The organism is Corynebacterium pseudotuberculosis, assembly GCF_002155265.1.
GTDB lineage: Bacteria > Actinomycetota > Actinomycetes > Mycobacteriales > Mycobacteriaceae > Corynebacterium > Corynebacterium pseudotuberculosis.
This window is the reverse complement of record NZ_CP021251.1, coordinates 578,500-597,444: the sequence shown is the minus strand read 5'-3', so window position 1 is coordinate 597,444 and position 18,945 is coordinate 578,500. Positions and strand designations below refer to the sequence as shown.

Sequence of the window (18,945 nt, the reverse complement as noted above, 5' to 3'; positions counted from 1 at the left end):
CAGTTCCGCACCACATGCCCGCCACACAGACAAGGCCCTTATGGTTCGATCCCACAAGGAAAGAACCATAAGGGCCTTAATGACAGATAGCGTAGCGGCAGTTAAAGCTATAGGAATATAGGACTAAAGGCCCCGTTTCTGTTCCTCATAAAGACGGCGCAGGGCCTCATCCGCAGCAGACTGATAGTCCTTAGCTTGATCCTCACCATTCTGCCGCAGAATACGGGCAGCATCCGTTGCCCAGTTGTAGTAATTACAGAGGTCATGCTGACCATCACCGAAGGTATTATGGCACCATTCTTTGGAATGCGGCTCTGGGGAATACGTACTTGCCTGCGCCGAGGCAACCCCCGCCAACATGGCAGCACCGGTAACAGTCAGGGTGATCTTGCGAATCTTCAAAATAAAACTCTCCTTATATAAAAGCGGAAATCAAATAAATACATTCGATCGATGCATTTAGAAACTTACACAAATTTATAAATGAACTAAAAATATCCTAATAAGATTTTTTGTATGAATGCGTTTTTTGTCACTTTTTTTAAAAAATATCGGTAGACATATAGGAAACGAAAAAGAGCCAACTAACTAGGACAACGCCGGGGACCGAAACAACCGCCCCTTCCCCGCTCCGGTAACCATTTCTCTTAAGTGGAAAATCTCACAAATCCATTTTTTATAGTTTTCCGTACGAAATACTTACTGCCCCTCCCCTTTTTTAACTCCGCAAAAACAACCCCCAATAAACCCACACAATTCACATAGCCCCAGCATGAAATACATTCCGGCAATATTCACGTTTAAAAACGAAAACTCGAAAACGGAGAATTACGGGCGATAAAGAAGAATTCACAGCTTTCTCATTTACTTAATAAAAGCTGAAAATTTCAGACCACTCGCCTTCAATGAATATCGGAAGATTAAAAACTCCCCCTGCCGATTATTTAGGCCTGCCCCACCCTATAAAACAGCCAGACGATATATCAGTACTTTGGCCATTCTTTTCGCCGCCTACCCCAGATCACAAACAGGAAAAGAAAGCATTCCGTCCAGCCCTTATTCCTATTTTCACCGACCTAGGCAAATAGGTTTATTTTACTTATATAAGATTTGGAAATTGCCTATTAAAAGAACTAATTAAGCAATGCCTAACCGTATATTTCCCGATTAAAAAGTATCATTTTTCACATGCGTTCAAACAACTCGCAATAGTGACTAAAGGGCACTTCAAATGGCTTTGCAATAGTTTTTAAATCCCTTAAAATGTGCTTAATTTCACACCTTGTATTCCCGTAATGCATACGCGAAAAGATAGAAAAGCCTCACAACCAGCACGGAAATAAAAACCCCTATTTTCTATCGATAAAATAATAATATTTCACTGATTTGCATATGACTTAAATATGTTATTAAGAATATTTCATCAGGTTGAGTGTAAATTACTCTTATCGCTCAATCGGAAACTATTAGCTTTCTAAAAAGCACAGACTATATCTGGGCAATAGTTCACTGACAGGGGTCTCCGCTAACAAACTTTGGAGGCTTTTAAAGCAATTGAAAGGAACTTTTTCGGTGGGAAAACCAGCCCCATCCGACGACCGTACGTATGCAATCTACGGCGTCGATACCATCCCCGAACCTCGCACGCTCGTTGATATTTTCAGCGACACCGTAATCAGCTACCCCAACGCCACCGCTCTTATTGGCACAAATGAATCTCTGACTTACAGCGAGTTAGCAGAGCGCGTCGAGAAGCAAATAGAGCGCTTGGCGGCTCTCGGGGTCGGCCGCGGAGCGCGCATCGGAATTCGGGTACCCTCAGGCACCACCGACCTGTACATAGCAATACTTGCCACGATCTGTGCTGGGGCGGCCTACGTTCCTGTTGACTGGGACGATCCAGATTCTCGAGCTAACACAGTATGGGAAGAAGCCAATGTCACTGCTGTCTATGGCGCCGAACTTTCCCTCGACCTCAGAGGTAATACTCTCGCTCCCGTCAAAGCCTGTGAGCCGACAATTGCTGACGACGCATGGATCATCTTTACCTCTGGTTCCACGGGTAAGCCCAAGGGAGTGGCGGTTACCCATCGCTCTGCAGCGGCGCTTGTTGATGCAGAGGCACGCATGTACCTGGTCAACGATCCTCTAGGACCTCAGGATCGGGTCATGGCCGGACTCTCTGTTGCATTCGACGCATCCTGTGAAGAAATGTGGCTGGCCTGGCGGTACGGGGCTGCTCTCGTCCCTGCTCCTCGCGATATTGTCCGTTCCGCAGATGAGCTGGGCAAGTGGATCACAAAAAACGAAATCACCGCTGTATCAACGGTGCCAACTCTCGCGTCATTCTGGCCCACTGAGTCGTTAGCCGCAGTACGTCTCTTGATCTTTGGTGGTGAGGCTCTCCCCGTAGAGTTGGTTAACCGACTCGCAGCCCCAGGTCGCGAGCTTTGGAACACCTATGGCCCAACAGAAGCCACCATTATCTGCTCGGGTCATCTCATGGAACCGATGACGGATAAAGAGCCGGTACGAATCGGCCGTCCCGTCCCAGGTTGGGAGCTCGCCATCGTAGACCCGGAGACTGGCGATCCCGTGCGCTGGGGAGAAACTGGTGAGCTCCTTGTAACAGGGGTCGGCTTAGGCCGGTACCTAGACCAAGAAAAAGATGCCCAAGCCTACGCTCCCCTCGAATCCCTAGGGTGGGAACGCGCCTACCGGACTGGCGATCTTGTGGTAGCGGATCAAAAGGGAATCATCTTTGCGGGACGCGCGGATGATCAAATCAAATTCGGCGGCCGCCGCATGGAACTTGGTGAGATCGACCGAGCCCTCGCATCTGTACCCGGAGTAGCAGCGGCAGCCAAGCAAACAACCACGGCTGGATCTGACGTTATCATCGGCTATGTTGTTCCGGAAGAGGACGAGGGCAAGCCGGTAACTATAGACCTGCACAAAGCCCGCACCCATCTAGCCACCGTCTTACCTGGTGGAATCGCTCCCACGTTGTGCATCGTCGATGAGCTTCCTATGAAGACCTCCGGCAAGGTGGATCGCAAGGCACTTCCTTGGCCGTTACCGGATTCTCGCGATTCCGTTGAGGCACTGCCTGAACAATTGCGTTGGCTTGCAGATCAATGGATAGACCAGCTAGGACCTGTCCCGATTGAAGCCGACTCTAATTTCTTCGACCTTGGCGGCTCATCGGTGGCTATTGCAAAATTAGCTATTGCGCTAAGGAAGTCCCACCCTGCGTTGGATATCGGAGCTCTTTACGATAACCCCACGTTGTCTAGCATGGCCGCTTACGTGGATACACTCCACAACGACACCGAACAACGGCCATTACCCAAGAAGATCCCGTGGTGGTCTGGCATCATCCAGTTCCTGATCGTCTGCGGTATTTACACCGTCAACGTTGCTCGGTATATCGTCGGATCGGTCTTTGTTGTATGGGCCCTGGGATTCTTCTTCTCTGCGGCATGGGTACCCACCGTCCCATTCTGGCCGATATGCATTGGCATGATTGTGCTCTTTTCCACTCCCGGAAAGATTTTGCAAGCGGCACTTGTGGCTCGCATCGCTACCTTTGGCATCCGACCTGGAGACTACCCACGAGGTGGTTGGACTCATCTACGAGTCTGGTCTGCGGAACGCTTCTTGGCCTATTTACGCTTAGACGCAATCCTTGACACTCCATCGACTCCGCTCTTGTTCCGTCTCTTTGGTTGCAAAGTAGGCAAGGGAACTACGCTAGCAGCATTCCCACCGGTCACGGGTCTGGCAACAATAGGCGAGAACTCAGTCCTGGAAAATGAAGTGGACATTAATGGACACTGGATTGAGGGCGATACCTTCTACGTCAGAGACATCACCATCGGTGATCGCGTACGTGTTGGCATGCGAACATTCGTTTCCCCTGGGTCGCGTATTGGCGATGACGTAGAGATTATCCCCGGCTCCTGTGTCACAGGTACCGTCGCCGAGGGTCGGTGCTACAGCGGAAATCCGCTAAGCGATAACGGCCCGAGCAAGACCACCTGGCCTAGCCAAACCCCCAAAGAGGCTATCGCCGAGGGAACCGTCACCGGGCTGGGATTCCTATCCCACCATCTGCTGTACATGTTCGGATTGTTATTGCAGAGCTTATTGCCGGTTTTGGCAGTGCTACCGGCGACCTTCCTCATCCTGCCCACGGTGGTGGATAATTTCCGGTACCAAGAGGTCTTCTTGATCTTGGCAGCATGGACGCCCTTCTTCGCGATTCTCACTGTTGCATGTTGGCTGGCGCTAGTGATCATCACGGTTCGCCTCTGCTCACTGTTGATTCGTCCAGGCTATTACCCGGTTCACTCCAGCACTGGCTGGGCACTGTGGATGACACACACGCTGCTACAGAAAACACTCACCTCCACTTATTTTGTGTACGCCGGTTGGCTCACTCCTGCTTTCCTGCGACTTCTGGGGGCTCGTGTGGGCAAAGACACCGAGATATCTACTGTTGAGACCATTCCGCACTTGACAGCCATCGGTGACCGTTGCTTCCTTGCAGATCACTCCATGTGTACGTCGGCACGCTATAACAACGGCTGGGTTCACGTCGGCACAACCGTCCTCGGCGATGGATCATTTGTTGGTAATTCTGGAATTGTTGGCCCCGACCACGATCTTCCTGCCGAGTCTCTGGTCGCGGTTCTCTCATCGACTCCTGAGCGCCCCGGTAAAGGCACTTCTTGGCTTGGTAGGTCTACCCGCCAAATCCCTCGCGCCCATATCGACGCCGATGTTCAACGCACTTTCAATCCTTCTGACCGGCTCAAAGTAGCCCGCGCATTCGTCGAGTTGTTCCGACTCCTGCCTGTAATCGTTGCTGCTTATCTCGATCTTTTAATCGTGTGGCTGGGCACGCTGGCATACATGTCGGGCGGACGCGGATGGGGCGGAATCCAGGCAGTCTTGCTGTGGTCTTTCCCCATCGTTCTCGGAGCTGGAATTATCGCCAGCATCGTGCCAATCATAATGAAATGGCTTCTCATAGGTCGGTTTACTGCGGGGCATCGCACGCTCTTTTCCACCTTTGTTTGGCGCGGCGAACTCACCGATAATATCGCTGAACTTCTGGCAGTGCCTTCTTTGATCAGAATGTCGCTCGGGTCACCACTCTATAACTGGTGGTTGCGGCTCATGGGAACGCATATCGGCCGCGACGTCTGGTGTGAAACCTGGTGGCTCCCGGAATTCGATCTGATCACCCTTTCAGACCGTTGCACGATCAACCGGGGTACCGTTCTCCAGACGCATCTATTCCATGATCGCGTTATGGCCCTAGAGACAGTCACCATGGGGACAGGCTCTACCCTTGGCCCCAATAGTTTTATCCTTCCCGGCTCTTCCATCGGTGATCGGGCCACCATCGGCCCCGGATCCTTGATATTGCGCCAAGACGCTATCCCCAACGATAGCGTCTGGTCCGGAAACCCCGTTTCCTATGTCGCTGATCCTAAAAGCATCACTGATTTTGATAGCACTTCCCAAAACACTCTCCCGCAAGAAGCCGTTCTCATCGGCTAGTGGATTGATTTCACCACATCCAAGGAATCGACAATGACATCACAGATATCTACGCAGCATCACACCTCAGATGCTATAACTAGGCCACAACCAGGCCCTGCGTGTGTCCGTCCTATCTGGAACGGCGAAGCCGAGGTACTACCCCAACCTTATAGTCCACCACCGGAGCCAGAAATTCGCCCATCACGCTGGAACAAAGAACTTGCCTTTGGTTCTTCTGCCGATCCTCGACGCATCATTGGTATCGACTCAGCCCGCGGCTTTGCCCTCATAGGCATGATCGCCGTTCATGTGCTTCCTGCGTACAACAAATACACCGACCAACCCACTTTGATCTGGCAGTTATTCGGTGGAAATTCTTCTGCGTTATTTGCGCTACTGGCGGGAGTAACTATCGCACTTCTTACGGGCGGAAATATGCCGCATTCTGGCAGGGAGCTTCGCCGCGATCAGATATCACTAGCAGTTCGCGCGGTTATTGTCTTTGCCTTGGGGTTAGCCCTCGACGAGATCAGGCTGCCAGTATCCAATATTTTGGCTTACTACGGCCTACTATTCCTGCTGTCCATCGCGCTCGTCTCCTTGAGAATTCGGACGTTGTTCATCCTCAGCGGGGTGTTCATTATCGCTGGTCCCCTAGCAATCTTTGCGGTGAATTCTTGGGGACACTACACCACCACTCTGAACCCCAGCTTCTCCTCGTTGATTAATCTGCCTGTTGACACCATCATCACGTTGTTTGTCGGTGGTACCTACCCGGTGGTCACCTGGATGGCGTACATCTGTGTAGGCATAGCCCTAGGCCGCATGAACCTCCATTGGTTAATTACCCAAACCAGGCTCATCGCCATCGGTGCGGTTGCCGCGATCATGGGCTTTCTTCTATCAACTTTCCTTATTGACTACGTAGGCGGGTTCTCTCAGCTCTATTACCACACTGATAATTACGATGTAGAGGACATTCTTCGAGTCATCGACTTTGGCCCTGAGATCCATCTTCCTACGGACACATGGTGGTGGCTGGCTATCAACGGCCCGCACGTGAACACACCATTTTCTTTGCTCACGTCCCTTGGCACAGCAATTTTGGCTCTCGGTTCATTCCTTGTAATCACCCGAATGATTAAGAACCTCTTTATCCCATTAATTGCCGCTGGATCGATGACTCTGACGCTCTACGTCTCCCACATCCTCCTGATGGCCACATTCAAAGAATCTACAGAGGCCCTGCCAACGCTCTGGTTCATGGTTCATGTTCTTGGGGCTTTGCTATTTGGCACCGCATGGCAGCTTGCTAGAGGCCGTGGACCACTAGAAGAGGTCGTATCAAAAATCTCCAAACGGGTGAGCAGAGCGTTTCTCCCTGCTCAACCCAAAACCGTCAGTGACACAGAAAACTAACAGAGAAAGAAAACGCTATGTCAAAGTCTCATCGGGCTAGCACGCACCGCTCGTTCAGGACTTTTGTCCTTAAACTCTCTGCTGCCGCTACGCTTGCCACGCTAGTCACAGCGTGCGGAGGAAATGATGCTGCGGGCTTCCATCCACATCCGTCAAATAAGGATAAGCCGAAACTAGAAAAAAGATCACCGCCGACAAACATAATGAGGTGGTTAACAAGAAGGATCTTCCTGAGCCTCCCAGCGTAAGCTCTGAAGCTCCGCAACCTCCAGAGGCACTTCCTGAACAGCAAATATTTCTTTATCCTAATGATAAAGAAGTCAAAATAACCCCATTGGGCACCACGTTAAAATTTGGAGAAACCGCAAATGTAGTCACCGAAGATTCTGAGGGACGCTACCTTGTCTGGGCCGTCACTGCCCACGATGGTGTCCCACTGCCTTTAGAGAAAGTCAGTCTTCTTAACACCAATGAATCCAACGAGGTTTCACATTTCATGTGTTATGCCTACGACGTTGAATTCTTAGGGGCAGTCTCCAAAGGTTCCGATGACCCGCTCGCGCTCTCCGGGCTTGCCGACGCCGAGCACGCTGCCGTTATCGCTCCTACCTTGGTGCCGGCAACGGCTTCGGGTGACAATGCTCTCCACCTCAATGGTGGAGCAGACAAAGCCTGCGGAATCCCCGATTCCAGCCGTATACCAACGTCTGAGTCTCTTTTAAAGGTCAACCGGGTCTACGCACGCGGAAACATCGGAGTGATCACTAAGAATCAAGACTCCGCAAACAATAAGCATGCTCAGTCTGTTCGCTTTGACTGGGACCAATCCGGAGAAAAATCCCGCGACTCACTCTATTGGAATTAAGAACTCTCGTAGTCTGTGCTGTTCCGCGGTAACCGATGAGAAAACTTCCCCACGTCAGTGGGGTTTTTCTTTTTGAACAGTTGATCTTGATATTTCCTTCTCCCCTGCGCTTACCAATAGGCGCTTCCTTCCCCGGCATTTTCCCTCCTCGAGAGGCAAGAAACCCCCGATTCGCTTTTACAAATCGGGGGATCCATTTTAGTAGCGGGAATAGAATTTGAACTATGTCTCATAGAAGAGACTTTTTAAAGCCAAGAGACTCGTCACGACTATTCAACTTGCTGTTTACCGTAACTAGCTTTCTCAGCATGAGTCGCCGCTTCTTCGATCGTTCTATTCATGCAAAGACTGAAGGGCAGCCCCCAAGGGAGTAAGTTGTGACCTCATCGTTTGGTCCACCCTTGACTAGTCCCACAACTTTCCCATTATGGGTCACAGCTCCACCAGAATCGCCTTGCAGGCTAACTAGGTCCGCGGTCCAGGTTGATACGGTAAACGTCTGCCCGTCAACAGGCGCGTTGATGCTCTCGCGGGATTTAACTTCCTTAATTTCAGGATCCTTCACAGTCCCTTCAGTATGAAGGCTGCGCCAACCGTCTTTCGATACACGGTCTCCAGTCTTAGGGGTATATCCCAAATCAGCTTTCATAGGCACAACTTTTATACCGGGATTAAGTGTGACGTGAATAATATCGTAGCCCTGACGGAGACCACTTGAATCCACGAAGCCGATTTCCTTATCCCTGATGCGAACTTTCGCACCCACATGACCACAATGTCCAGCCGTTAACAGGCTTCCCTTTTCAATCACTGTTGCCGAGCATGACCCGATACGTGTATCGCCATTGAATACCTCAATAAAACTTCCATTTTTGATCGGTCCATTAGATTCGTCGGCAGTAGCAGTGCCCGCAAGCGTTGAAGCAGCAATAAATGAACCGAATAGCGCGATAGCCACACGCGTATGCATCTTCATTTTGACAGAAGACCTTTCTTTGAGGGAGGAATACATATTGAGCCACCTTCCCGTTTAGATTAGGTAAGCCTAACCTAATTTATAAGGAATTGTGATTTTAGTACATAGCAAAGACATAAGTGATCCGAAGATCACAATCACTTTCCCTTTTTCCTCGGCTATTAAAAATAAACCCTAATGCGCTAGGTCGAGTCCCCCACCCGCGTGGAGACAGTCGCGTTGAGACAAACCTGCAAGCATTGTGCAAGCCGCTCCTTTTAGCAAAGACTGCCTCGTCGTCACGCTGGGGGCTCACCTTGCCCGAGCTGCGGGGCAAGGTACTGACGGACTAGCGATCCGTGACTTCCACGATGCCGTGGGCACCGCGTTCTGCGTCAATCATGACGTGATTGACTACGGCGTAGTGGCCGGCTTCCGGGAAAGTCAGTTCCACAAAGCCACCCTGCGCGGGAAGCAGCGGCAGGACCTGAGCGCCTCCATCGGTAGCTCCATCGGCGGATACACCCCGGTTGAGGGTGTAGTAACCTTCAGTCCACGAAGTATCGAACTGCCCGCCGACGACGTGGAAGGACAGCGCGCGGTTCGGCCCAGCGTCGAGAACCCAGAAACGCACCCGCTGACCGACCTTTACCCTAAAAGGCTGCTGATCATACTGATTGGCGATGCCGTTGAAAACCACCCGGTCCGGCCGTTCCTCCGCCAGCTTTTTGCTATCCAGCTCTTGGGCTTCACCGGCAGAGCGCGCCTTGTTAGCTAGATAAATCTCAGACTGGGTGAGCACGTATTCGTGATCCACCTCAGGCAATCCTTCGGGCTTAATCACCACGGCCCCGTGCATACCCATAGCAATATGGCTAGTCATCGGCATCGTTCCGCAGTGATACATCCAGATACCCGCGCGCGTGGCTTTAAAACGATAGACCAGTTCCTCTCCCGGCGCGATGGTACGCATCGGGAGATCCGGTGCTAGGGCACCGGCGTGGAAATCGATGGAATGCCCCATACTGCCATTGTTGACCAGGGTTATCTCAAAGACATCTCCAACCCGGCCGTGCAAGGTGGGGCCGACAGACTTCCCGTTGAAAGTCCACCGCGTCTGCCACAGGCCGGGCGCGACTTCATTGGGAACCTCCGTGGCCTCAAAGCGGTGCTTATGCACGCGCTCACTGCCGAGCTTTGGCAGCTTCGGGTCGATGTGATCCTGCAACTTAGCACCCGGAACGTTCTGGATCTGACCGGTGGACATAGGTGTGTGACCGGCGTGGTCCCCTCCGGTCATGCTGTTCCCCGCGAGCGCGCCCACGGCTACAACGTCCAAAACCATGCCCATCTGGCGGTGCCCCGCAACTGAGCAAAAAGCCTCCACGTCATGACTGATCACACCAGCTTCTAAGGTATGAGACTCCCCCGGCGCGAGGCGGGGTGTGCGGGCGTCGCCCACCACAAGGTTGTGCACATCGGATCCGGTGTTCTTAAACTCCACGATCAACCTGTTACCCGTGGGCACCTCGATGCGGCTCGGAACAAAATGCATTCCCTCGATCGTGACCTCCACGCGGGTATCTTGGCCGGTGGCCATGACTCCCGTACCGGAACTGTTTGTTCCGCCGTGAGGCTGAAAACCCGCTGCGCCGGGATCAACAGCCACACCCGCGGTCACAGACAGCACGATCACTGCTACAGCCGCGACCACGCCATTCCAGCTCCAGGTCGCGGGAACATCGAACTCAGGTAGCGCCGCACCCGTGCTCTTATCGCGAAGCATCGCCGCACAACGCTTCCCTGCTATGACCAAAAGCGGCACGAACATCGCTAATACCAAAACCCCCACGACCGACAGCGCAACCTTGACCCATGAGGCCGAGACCACCAACCACAGTGCCAGCGCGACGTTTGGAACAAGAATGCGGAAAGTCGTCCACTTGTGCAGCGCAGACTGCCCCGCATGGACGACCCTTGTTCCGCCACCCATAACGGAAGGCATAAGGTACGTCAGCGCACCAAACAGCAGCTGGATAGCAAAGCCTGCAGCAAACACCCCACCTATCAGTGGCAGAGCCGCAGTAACCTGCGCCCAGTTGGTTGATGTCGCAAGAATGATACCCACCCAGACCAGCCCTACAACGGCCCAGAACATTGCAGCCAACACGGATGCTGGCGCGAATTCACGCAGCCCCTTTGCTCGCAACGGCTTGCCCAGAGCGATTCCCCAAATAACCAGGCCTGCAAAGTACACCACGAGTCCTGCCAGCGCCATCTTCATCGCACCTAGCAGTGTTGCACCCACGATCACTGCAATACCTAAGAGCAGCACTGGCAGAGCACGAGTAGCAAGTTTCTCCGCGCGCTCGTCCATGCGGGCGCGCAGCATCGTTGGCCACAGAGTTACCAGCGTGCCCACGACTGTCAGGCCGATCCAGCCTAGGAAATTCACCGCAATGTGGGCCATGAGGAACTGCCCGTACCAAGGTTCCTCCGGATTCCTGGCCATGAGCACACCGAGAAACACACCGATCGGCAGCATAAAAGACGCAGCCACGTAGTAGTGCACCACGATCTGGAAACGCGCGGGCAAGGCTTTTTTCAACTGGCGGTACAGATAGGCGCCATGCCAGATCACCGCAGACGCGATGAGTACGCCCCCGGCCACGACCAGCCACCACTGCCCTGCCGGGACCCCGATGAAAACCATCAAGGTACCTGCCACGAGGATGAGGATGCGGCGGTTCTGGTTTTTCTTTTCTTGCGCACCCTGCCCCGTACGCAGCAGAGTGTGCGCGAAGTACTCGCTCCACACCATTGCGGAATGCGTCAGTGCCCCTAGCAGCACGAGGTGAATCATCAGCCACATGGCCTCCGGCACCCAGCGGTGTACGAAGATCACTGCGAACAAGGCCACCAGCCAGCCGATGACGACGAAGTCACGCAAGCTGCTGCGGCGTCCGGATCGATTGGGAGGCATTTTTGGCTGGTTCATTGTTGTACTTTCTTTTCACACGTTTGTGGAGTCTGGGGTTGCTGCTGGTCGCGTCGGTTAAAAAGCACCGTCATCGCGGCAAGAATGACGAAAATGAGCATGGCTATCACGGTGATGCTTCCTCCGATCTGCCACGCGATGCCTTGCCCGGAGAAGTCGCCAGCTATCCGTAGAACCATGCCGCCGTGGAGTGCCGCCAAAGGGAGGTAGAACCACGGGGTATACGGCAAAGGGCGACCAATCACAGTCGGGAAAATGATCGGCGCGTGGGCCATGATCATGGACACGCCGAAACCCAAGAAAGTGCAGTGGATGACGGCATCGTAGGAAGCCGTCCCTATGTGCCCACCGCCTGCTGCCCAGATCAGGCCGGCGAGGGTCAGCCACGTATAGCCGCTCAATAGTGCGCTGGCATTGTATCGACGCAATCCGCGTGCGCGGATGAAGATGCGCACCACGTCGTCGCGAAGCAACCACATCGCGATGATGGCCTGGGCGACGCCATAGAGGTGTGCACCCTTGTAGGCCCACAGTAGGTGCGCGGCAACTCCGGCGCTGAGTAGAGCGGACAGAAGTACGAGAGTGGGAATCGCTTTGGGCCCCATGGCCAGCTGCGCGAGTTCTGCCCTTTCGGCGGCGATGGTCAGCACGATGAAGGCAGCAAGAGGGACGATGAGGTCCGCGGTAGGCAGAGTGAGGGCCAAGGCAGCTGCGATAAATGCCCACACAGCAGAGAGGCCTTGAACTGCAACCAACGGTAGAGGTGCACGCTTAAATAGCAGGGCGTAAACCAACAGAAGGGCGAGTGTGCCTTCAAGTAGAAGAGTGTGCCCGAGCCAGCTGGCACCGAAGCCCAGCGCAAGTCCACCACTGCCTAACAACCCCGGCGCAAGGTAGGCCCAAGGTTGGTGGAGCGCTTGGGCGCGTTCCAGTGCAATGACCGTGCCCATGAAGCCAAGGGTCATGATGAGCCCATGGTTGTTGCTCAGCGTCTCCGATTCCACGGGAGCGGGGACCCCGAGGAGCAGCAGCGCGGCGTTAAGTCCCATCAAAAGGCACACGCCACCGAGCACGAGCAGTACGACGCGCCAACGTGCTGGGTTGGAGCGTCCAGCTACTAGACGCGGGTGAACTTGAGCGTCCACGGGTCTTCTGACAGGTAGCTCACCTCTACGCCATCACCGTATTTGTCCCCGATTTGCTGCAACAAAGGCACGGGGTTGTGCGGCGCAATGAAGCCCATTGCTTCCCCTGGAGTCAGGGATTCCAATGCTCCAAAGATAGCGGCATGACGCAGGCGGGGAACAATCGCGCGGGCATCCAGAGTCGGGAGTTCGGCCTGCTGAAAGTGACATCCGCAAGCGCCTGCGTGGGGCTGGGTTGAGGTTTCATTGAGGGATAGTTGACTCTTCAAGGGATCAGTCCAGTCTTGAGGAATTCGTTGATATTTTTATCCTATAGCTTCTTTTAAAGAAAAGGATATGATATTTAGCATAGACGTCTTTTCCTCAGCTAAGAATGGCGTGACTTCCGGTGGGATCTTGGCACGGCTGGCTTTGAACAGCACTGCTAGAACACGGGGTTATGTTAACGGCATGCAGAGCTAAGTTTTCCAGGAAGACCACCTGAGAAAAATCCAACGCCGAGACATTTCTCAACGAGAGTTTTAGTCTCTTCTGGAATGATTCCCCGTTTTACTCTACGTGGTGAGTCGTTTCCTATTTCTCGAACCTTTTCTTCGTTTTTGTCAAAAACCAACGTCCTGCCGTCATCAAGGTAACGCAGACTCTGAGCAGATTCGGAGAGAGCTGAGCTTCCGGTTATTTCGAGGCATTAGCGACGGGATAGTACCGAAAGCATGAGCACTGCCGTGAGAGCTACGTAGGTAGTGCGTTTGATCTTCAAAAAGAAGCAACAACCACAGCAAAATGAGAGAAACTATTTTCGCTCGTGCTGCGTAGGCTTTTGTTGAGTTTCTCCACTGCGGGTTGTCATTTGAGTCCGGTCTCCTATCCAGGCCGAAGATTTTTTTAAGATAGGGACCTCCTAGTATGAGTAGTCTTGACGATAAGATCGTGAGGGGTCGACGCCGCGGAAAATCGGTACACCCCCCGGGCCACTGCTTTGATTCCCAGCCCCCTTACCCCCACGTGCCATAATCTTTTTCATGGCGTCTTTTGAACAGGTCCTTGATCAGCTGCGTGATAACCAACCCCAGGGCAAGTATGGGATTGCGTTTGAGAAGTTGATGGTTAATTTCTTCCGCATGGCGCCTACGCTGGCGGAGCAGTTTGATGAGGTCTCGCGTTGGGGCGACTGGCGCTATAACGGAGGTAAGCCGGATACGGGTATCGATATCGTTGCTAAGCGAAAAGAAGATGGTTCGTGGGTAGCTATCCAGGCGAAGTTTTACCAGGAGTCCACCAGTATTCAAAAGAGGCACATTGATTCCTTCTTTGAGGCCTCCGGCCAATCCTTTGAAACTGAACAAGGCAGAGAGCATTTCTCACACCGCTACATTATTTCCACCACCGATAAGTGGTCGAAGAATGCTGAGGAGGCGCTTGCCAACCAGATGATCCCGACCAGCAGGATTGGTCGTGCGGATATTTCGGGGGCGCCGGTGGATTGGGACGTGGTGTTCCCAGGTTCGGAGATCGAGGTCAAGCTCACCCGTAAGGAGCCTTTCAAGCCGCGCAAGCACCAGGCGGAGGCGATTGAAAAAGCTCTGGAAGGCTTTAACGCTCATGATCGCGGCAAGCTGATCATGGCGTGCGGTACGGGCAAGACGTTTACGTCACTGCGCCTTGCGGAGCAGTTTGCACACAAGAACGGTGGCCGTGCGCGTGTTTTGTTTTTGGTTCCGTCGATCGCGTTGCTGTCGCAGACCTTGAGGGAGTGGACGGCGCAGGCGACGGTGTCCATGCGTAGTTTCGCGGTGTGTTCGGATACAAAGGCCGGCCGCCAGGCGGAGGATATTGCCTCCTATGATGTGGAGATCCCGGTGTCCACGGATGGGAAAACCTTGGCAGAGGCCTTTGAAACGGGCAAGCGCTCGAAGGGCTTGCACGTGGTGTTTTCCACCTATCAGTCGTTGCCGGCGGTGCATGAGGCGCAACAGCAGGGTTTGGCGGATTTTGATCTGGTCATTTGCGATGAGGCACACCGTACTACGGGCGTGACGTTGGCTGGCCAGGATGCTTCGAATTTTGTCAAGGTCCATGACCCCGCATACATCAAGGCCGAGAAACGGCTGTACATGACGGCTACGCCGAGGCTTTTCGACGATACCGTCAAGGGCAAAGCCGCCGATCATTTCGCGGAGTTGGCGTCGATGGATGATGAGGCGATTTATGGCCCGGAGTTCCACCGTCTTGGTTTTGGTGAGGCGGTAGAGCGCGGTTTGCTCACTGATTACAAGGTGTTGGTGATGACGGTTGATGAGTCCGTCGCCGCCGAGGCCCTGGCCCACTCCCCTAGTGAGCTGCTGAATTTAACCACGGCGTCTGCGATTATTGGCGCGTGGAATGCGCTGGCCAAGCGTTCGGGTACCCTGCAAGGCAAGAAGGGCGGCTTCGGCGCTGATGATCAGCCGATGCGCCGCACGGTGGCTTTTGCCAAGGATATTAAGCATTCGCGCCAGATTGCAGAGTCTTTCCCGGCGTTGATTGCGGCGCACCAGGAGCTGCTTCACCAAAACGCGGTGAACGTTGAGCCTTCGCTTGTCGACGCCACCTTGCACCACGTCGATCTTTCCGTTACCGCCCAGCATGTGGATGGCACCATGAATGCGCTGGAGCGCTCGGGCAAGATTACGTGGTTGGAGGCTGATTTCCCGTCCGATGAGTCGCGGGTTCTCACTAACGCGCGGTGTTTGTCTGAAGGCGTGGATGTGCCGGGCTTGGATTCGGTGATTTTCTTTAATCCGCGTAATTCGATGGTGGATGTTGTGCAATCGGTGGGGCGTGTGATGCGTAAGGCCGAGGGTAAGGATTATGGTTACATTATTTTGCCGGTTGCGGTTTCCCCTGGTGTTAGCCCTGCACAGGCGCTGAATGATAACGCGCGTTTTAAGGTTGTGTGGCAGATTCTCAATGCCCTGCGCGCGCACGATGATCGTTTTAACGCGAAGGTGAATTCGCTTGCGCTGAACGAGGGTTCGACTGAAGAGCTGCCGATTGTGGTGGATCACCTGGAGAACCCGAAAGACAAGCTGGACAAGGACGACACCCGCCCCGCCGAAGATCAGCCCGGCGAGGACCCTACCCACGATCCCGCCCAACAGATCGCCCTGTTTTCCTTGGAAAAGTGGCAGGAGGCTATTTACACCAAGTTGGTGGATAAGGTGGGCACGCGCACGTATTGGGAGGATTGGGCCGATGATGTCGCTACGATTGCGCAGTCGCATATCGTGCGTATTTCTAAGCTTATCGACGGCGCCGATCCCCAACTAGCCGCCGAGTTTGAGGCGTTTGTTGCTGGTTTGCGCGCCAATTTGAATGATTCGATTACCAAAGATGAGGCGATCAGTATGCTTTCGCAGCACCTGATCACCGCCCCGGTTTTTGATGCGCTCTTTGAGGGCCATTCTTTCTCAGAGCACAACCCGGTGGCCCAGGTGATGCAGCGCATGACGGATGCGTTGGAGGCTGCGCATTTGGATACCGAGACCGAGTCGCTGGAGAAGTTCTACGATTCGGTGCGCGTGCGTGCTTCGGAGGTGTCCTCGGCCTCTGGCAAGCAGCAGGTGATTAAGGAGCTTTACGAGCGCTTCTTCCAAAAGGCCTTTAAAAAGCAAGCCGATTCCCTGGGGATTGTGTACACCCCGGTGGAGATCGTGGACTTCATCTTGCGCGCTGCCGATGATGTTTCGCGTAGGCATTTTGGGCGCGGGTTAAGTGATGAAGGGGTGTGCATCCTCGATCCCTTTGCTGGTACCTCAACGTTTACGGTGCGCTTATTACAGTCGGGTTTGATCCGCCCGGAAGATCTGGCGCGCAAGTACGCGAACGAAATCTTTGTCACAGAGATTATGCTGTTGGCCTACTACGTCTCGGCTGTAAACATTGAGACCACCTACAACGCCTTGCGCGCCGAGGCCGCGCAGCGGGGTGGTGAGCCGGAACCGGAGTACGTGCCGTTTAAGAACATCGCCCTGGCTGATACGTTCCAGATCCACGAGGACGGCGATATCCCGGATTTGAACATCTTCCGGGAGAACAACGACACGATCGAGCGCCAGAAGGCTGCCCCGATCAATGTGGTGATTGGTAACCCGCCCTATTCGGCAGGCCAAAAATCCGCAAACGATCTCAACGCGAACTTGAAGTACCCCAGCTTGGACGCGCGCATCGCGGAGACCTATGCCGCGAAATCTACAGCGACGAACAAGAACTCGCTTTATGATTCCTACCTGCGCGCCTTCCGCTGGGCCACCGATCGTATCGGAGATCAAGGCGTTGTTGCTTTTGTGTCCAACGGTGGCTGGATCGACGGCAACACCGGTGACGGTGTGCGTTTGTCCATGGCTGAAGACTTCACGGATTTGTATGTGTTTAACCTGCGCGGGAACATGCGCAACTCTGATTGGAGATCCGAGGGTGGACAAATTTTTGGTGCTGGCTCCCAGACCACGATTGCAATTTTTGTCGCGGTGAAAGACTCATCAAGAAAGGGATTCCGTCTTTCCTATGCTCAAACTCCGGACGCTGCGCCCCGTGAGGAAAAACTCGAACTAATTTCGACTTCAACAGTAGGCACGCTCGAATGGCGAGTAATTGAACCAAACGTTCACGGTGATTGGTTGAACCAGCGCTCGGAGGACTTCGCCACGTGGCCGGTGATCGGCGAGAAGAAGGGTACGTCCACCACGTTCTTCAGAACGTTTTCTGCAGGTCTCCAGACAAATCGCGATGCGTGGGTGTATTCGTTCACGTCTACGGAACTTGATTTAAAAGTAAAACAGATCGAGCAAAACTACGCGGAGGCATTAGACAAAATTCAAGATGGTCAGAGTGCCCCCCAATTATTTGCAACAGAACCATCACTTGTTGATCCGAAAAAGAGCAAGTGGTCGTCGAGCCTCCAGAGCCAATTAGAGCGCAGGCAGCCTCTACGAAAGTCTGGCTCTGTGATGAACAGTCTTTACCGCCCTTTTTGTGCACAGCACGTCTATTTTGATGAACAACTAAACCACCGTCGCTACCAACTGCCGACGATGTTTCCGACGCCAGCGCACCGCAATGTTGGATTTTATATTCCTGCCGCAAGTAGTGCTGCTCGTGGATTCAATGCGATTGCAACTGAACTCGTACCTGATTTGTGTCTAAGTGGTTCGGGATCCGGCCAATTCTTCCCCCGGTTCACGTGGGACCCTACCGAGGATAATGGTGGGTTGTTCGGTCGTGGGGGCGTCGACAAGCAAAGCTTTGAAGAAAGCGCCTATGGCGAGATCGGCGAGGTTGTTGAGGGCTACCGGCGCGTGGATAACATCACCGTCGAGATCAAGATGCTGTACCGCGAGGCGCTCGGTGGCGATATTACGGGCGATGACATCTTCCACTTCATGTACGGCAAACTGCATGACCCGGCGTACCGCAACGCGTATGCGACGGATCTGAAGAAGATGCTGCCGCACATTGAAACGCCGGCCACCCGCGAGGAGTTTGATCGGTTTGTGCGTGCGGGTGCCGAACTGCTCACGCTGCACATCGGATACGAAACGGTCGAGCCGTGGCCGCTCGACGTGAAAGTCAAAGGCGACGAGGACGCACGCGAGACCTGGCGGGTGGCCAAGATGCGGTGGGCTAAGCGCAAGGACCCCGAGACCGGCAAGAACGTCAACGACGTGACCAGTCTGATCTACAACCGGCAGATCACCATCAGCGGGATCCCGGAGCAGGCCGATGAGTACATGCTCGGCTCGCGCTCCGCGGTGGCGTGGCTGATTGATCGCTACCAAGTCAAAACGGACAAGGCCTCCGGGATTGTTAATGACCCAAACGATTGGGCCGACGAGGTAGGCAACCCGCTCTACATCGTGGAGCTGATCGGGCGCGTTGTGCGCGTGGCCATGGAGACGGTGCGGATTGTGGAGGGGTTGGACGAGGGTTAATTCGACTTTGCCACAGTGCGGAAATCATAACTGCACGGACG

General features: G+C 53.8%; 9 protein-coding genes. 4 read left to right on the top strand and 5 right to left on the bottom strand.

Features of this window, described 5'->3' with window-relative positions:
- Nucleotides 1-123: 123 nt before the first annotated feature.
- A complete protein-coding gene (locus CpATCC19410_RS02880) occupies nucleotides 124-402 on the bottom strand; it encodes a hypothetical protein (RefSeq protein ID WP_013241424.1) in 279 nt (92 codons plus the stop codon).
- 1,170 nt (nucleotides 403-1,572) lie between these two features.
- Between CpATCC19410_RS02880 and CpATCC19410_RS02870 the strand changes: the two genes are divergently transcribed.
- From CpATCC19410_RS02870 to CpATCC19410_RS02860, 3 genes are all read left to right on the top strand, one after another.
- A complete protein-coding gene (locus CpATCC19410_RS02870; protein WP_014401046.1) occupies nucleotides 1,573-5,571 on the top strand; it encodes a Pls/PosA family non-ribosomal peptide synthetase in 3,999 nt (1,332 codons plus the stop codon).
- A 33-nt stretch (nucleotides 5,572-5,604) separates the two neighbouring features.
- Complete coding sequence (locus CpATCC19410_RS02865; protein WP_013241421.1) at nucleotides 5,605-6,972, top strand: heparan-alpha-glucosaminide N-acetyltransferase domain-containing protein; 1,368 nt, start codon at nucleotides 5,605-5,607, stop codon at nucleotides 6,970-6,972.
- 208 nt (nucleotides 6,973-7,180) lie between these two features.
- Nucleotides 7,181-7,837: a hypothetical protein gene (locus tag CpATCC19410_RS02860; RefSeq protein ID WP_013241420.1), complete on the top strand. Its 657-nt coding sequence runs from the start codon at nucleotides 7,181-7,183 to the stop codon at nucleotides 7,835-7,837.
- 337 nt (nucleotides 7,838-8,174) lie between these two features.
- Here CpATCC19410_RS02860 and CpATCC19410_RS02855 read toward each other — a convergent pair whose 3' ends face one another.
- The 4 genes from CpATCC19410_RS02855 to CpATCC19410_RS02840 form a co-directional block, all read right to left on the bottom strand.
- A complete protein-coding gene (locus CpATCC19410_RS02855; protein ID WP_014522694.1) occupies nucleotides 8,175-8,849 on the bottom strand; it encodes a trypsin-like serine protease in 675 nt (224 codons plus the stop codon).
- A 292-nt stretch (nucleotides 8,850-9,141) separates the two neighbouring features.
- A complete protein-coding gene (locus CpATCC19410_RS02850) occupies nucleotides 9,142-11,790 on the bottom strand; it encodes a multicopper oxidase domain-containing protein (RefSeq protein WP_014300539.1) in 2,649 nt (882 codons plus the stop codon).
- Complete coding sequence (locus tag CpATCC19410_RS02845; protein ID WP_014300538.1) at nucleotides 11,787-12,935, bottom strand: DUF8744 domain-containing protein; 1,149 nt, start codon at nucleotides 12,933-12,935, stop codon at nucleotides 11,787-11,789. The genes CpATCC19410_RS02850 and CpATCC19410_RS02845 overlap by 4 nt, the downstream gene beginning before the upstream one ends.
- Complete coding sequence (locus CpATCC19410_RS02840; RefSeq protein WP_013241416.1) at nucleotides 12,908-13,204, bottom strand: DUF2249 domain-containing protein; 297 nt, start codon at nucleotides 13,202-13,204, stop codon at nucleotides 12,908-12,910. Before CpATCC19410_RS02840 ends, CpATCC19410_RS02845 begins: the two co-directional genes overlap by 28 nt.
- Before the next feature lie 753 nt (nucleotides 13,205-13,957).
- On the opposite strand from CpATCC19410_RS02840, the gene CpATCC19410_RS02835 reads away from it, so the two are divergent.
- The gene (locus CpATCC19410_RS02835; RefSeq protein WP_014522367.1) at nucleotides 13,958-18,904 is read left to right on the top strand and encodes a DEAD/DEAH box helicase; all 4,947 of its coding nucleotides are present in this window, start codon (nucleotides 13,958-13,960) and stop codon (nucleotides 18,902-18,904) included.
- Nucleotides 18,905-18,945: the final 41 nt, after the last annotated feature.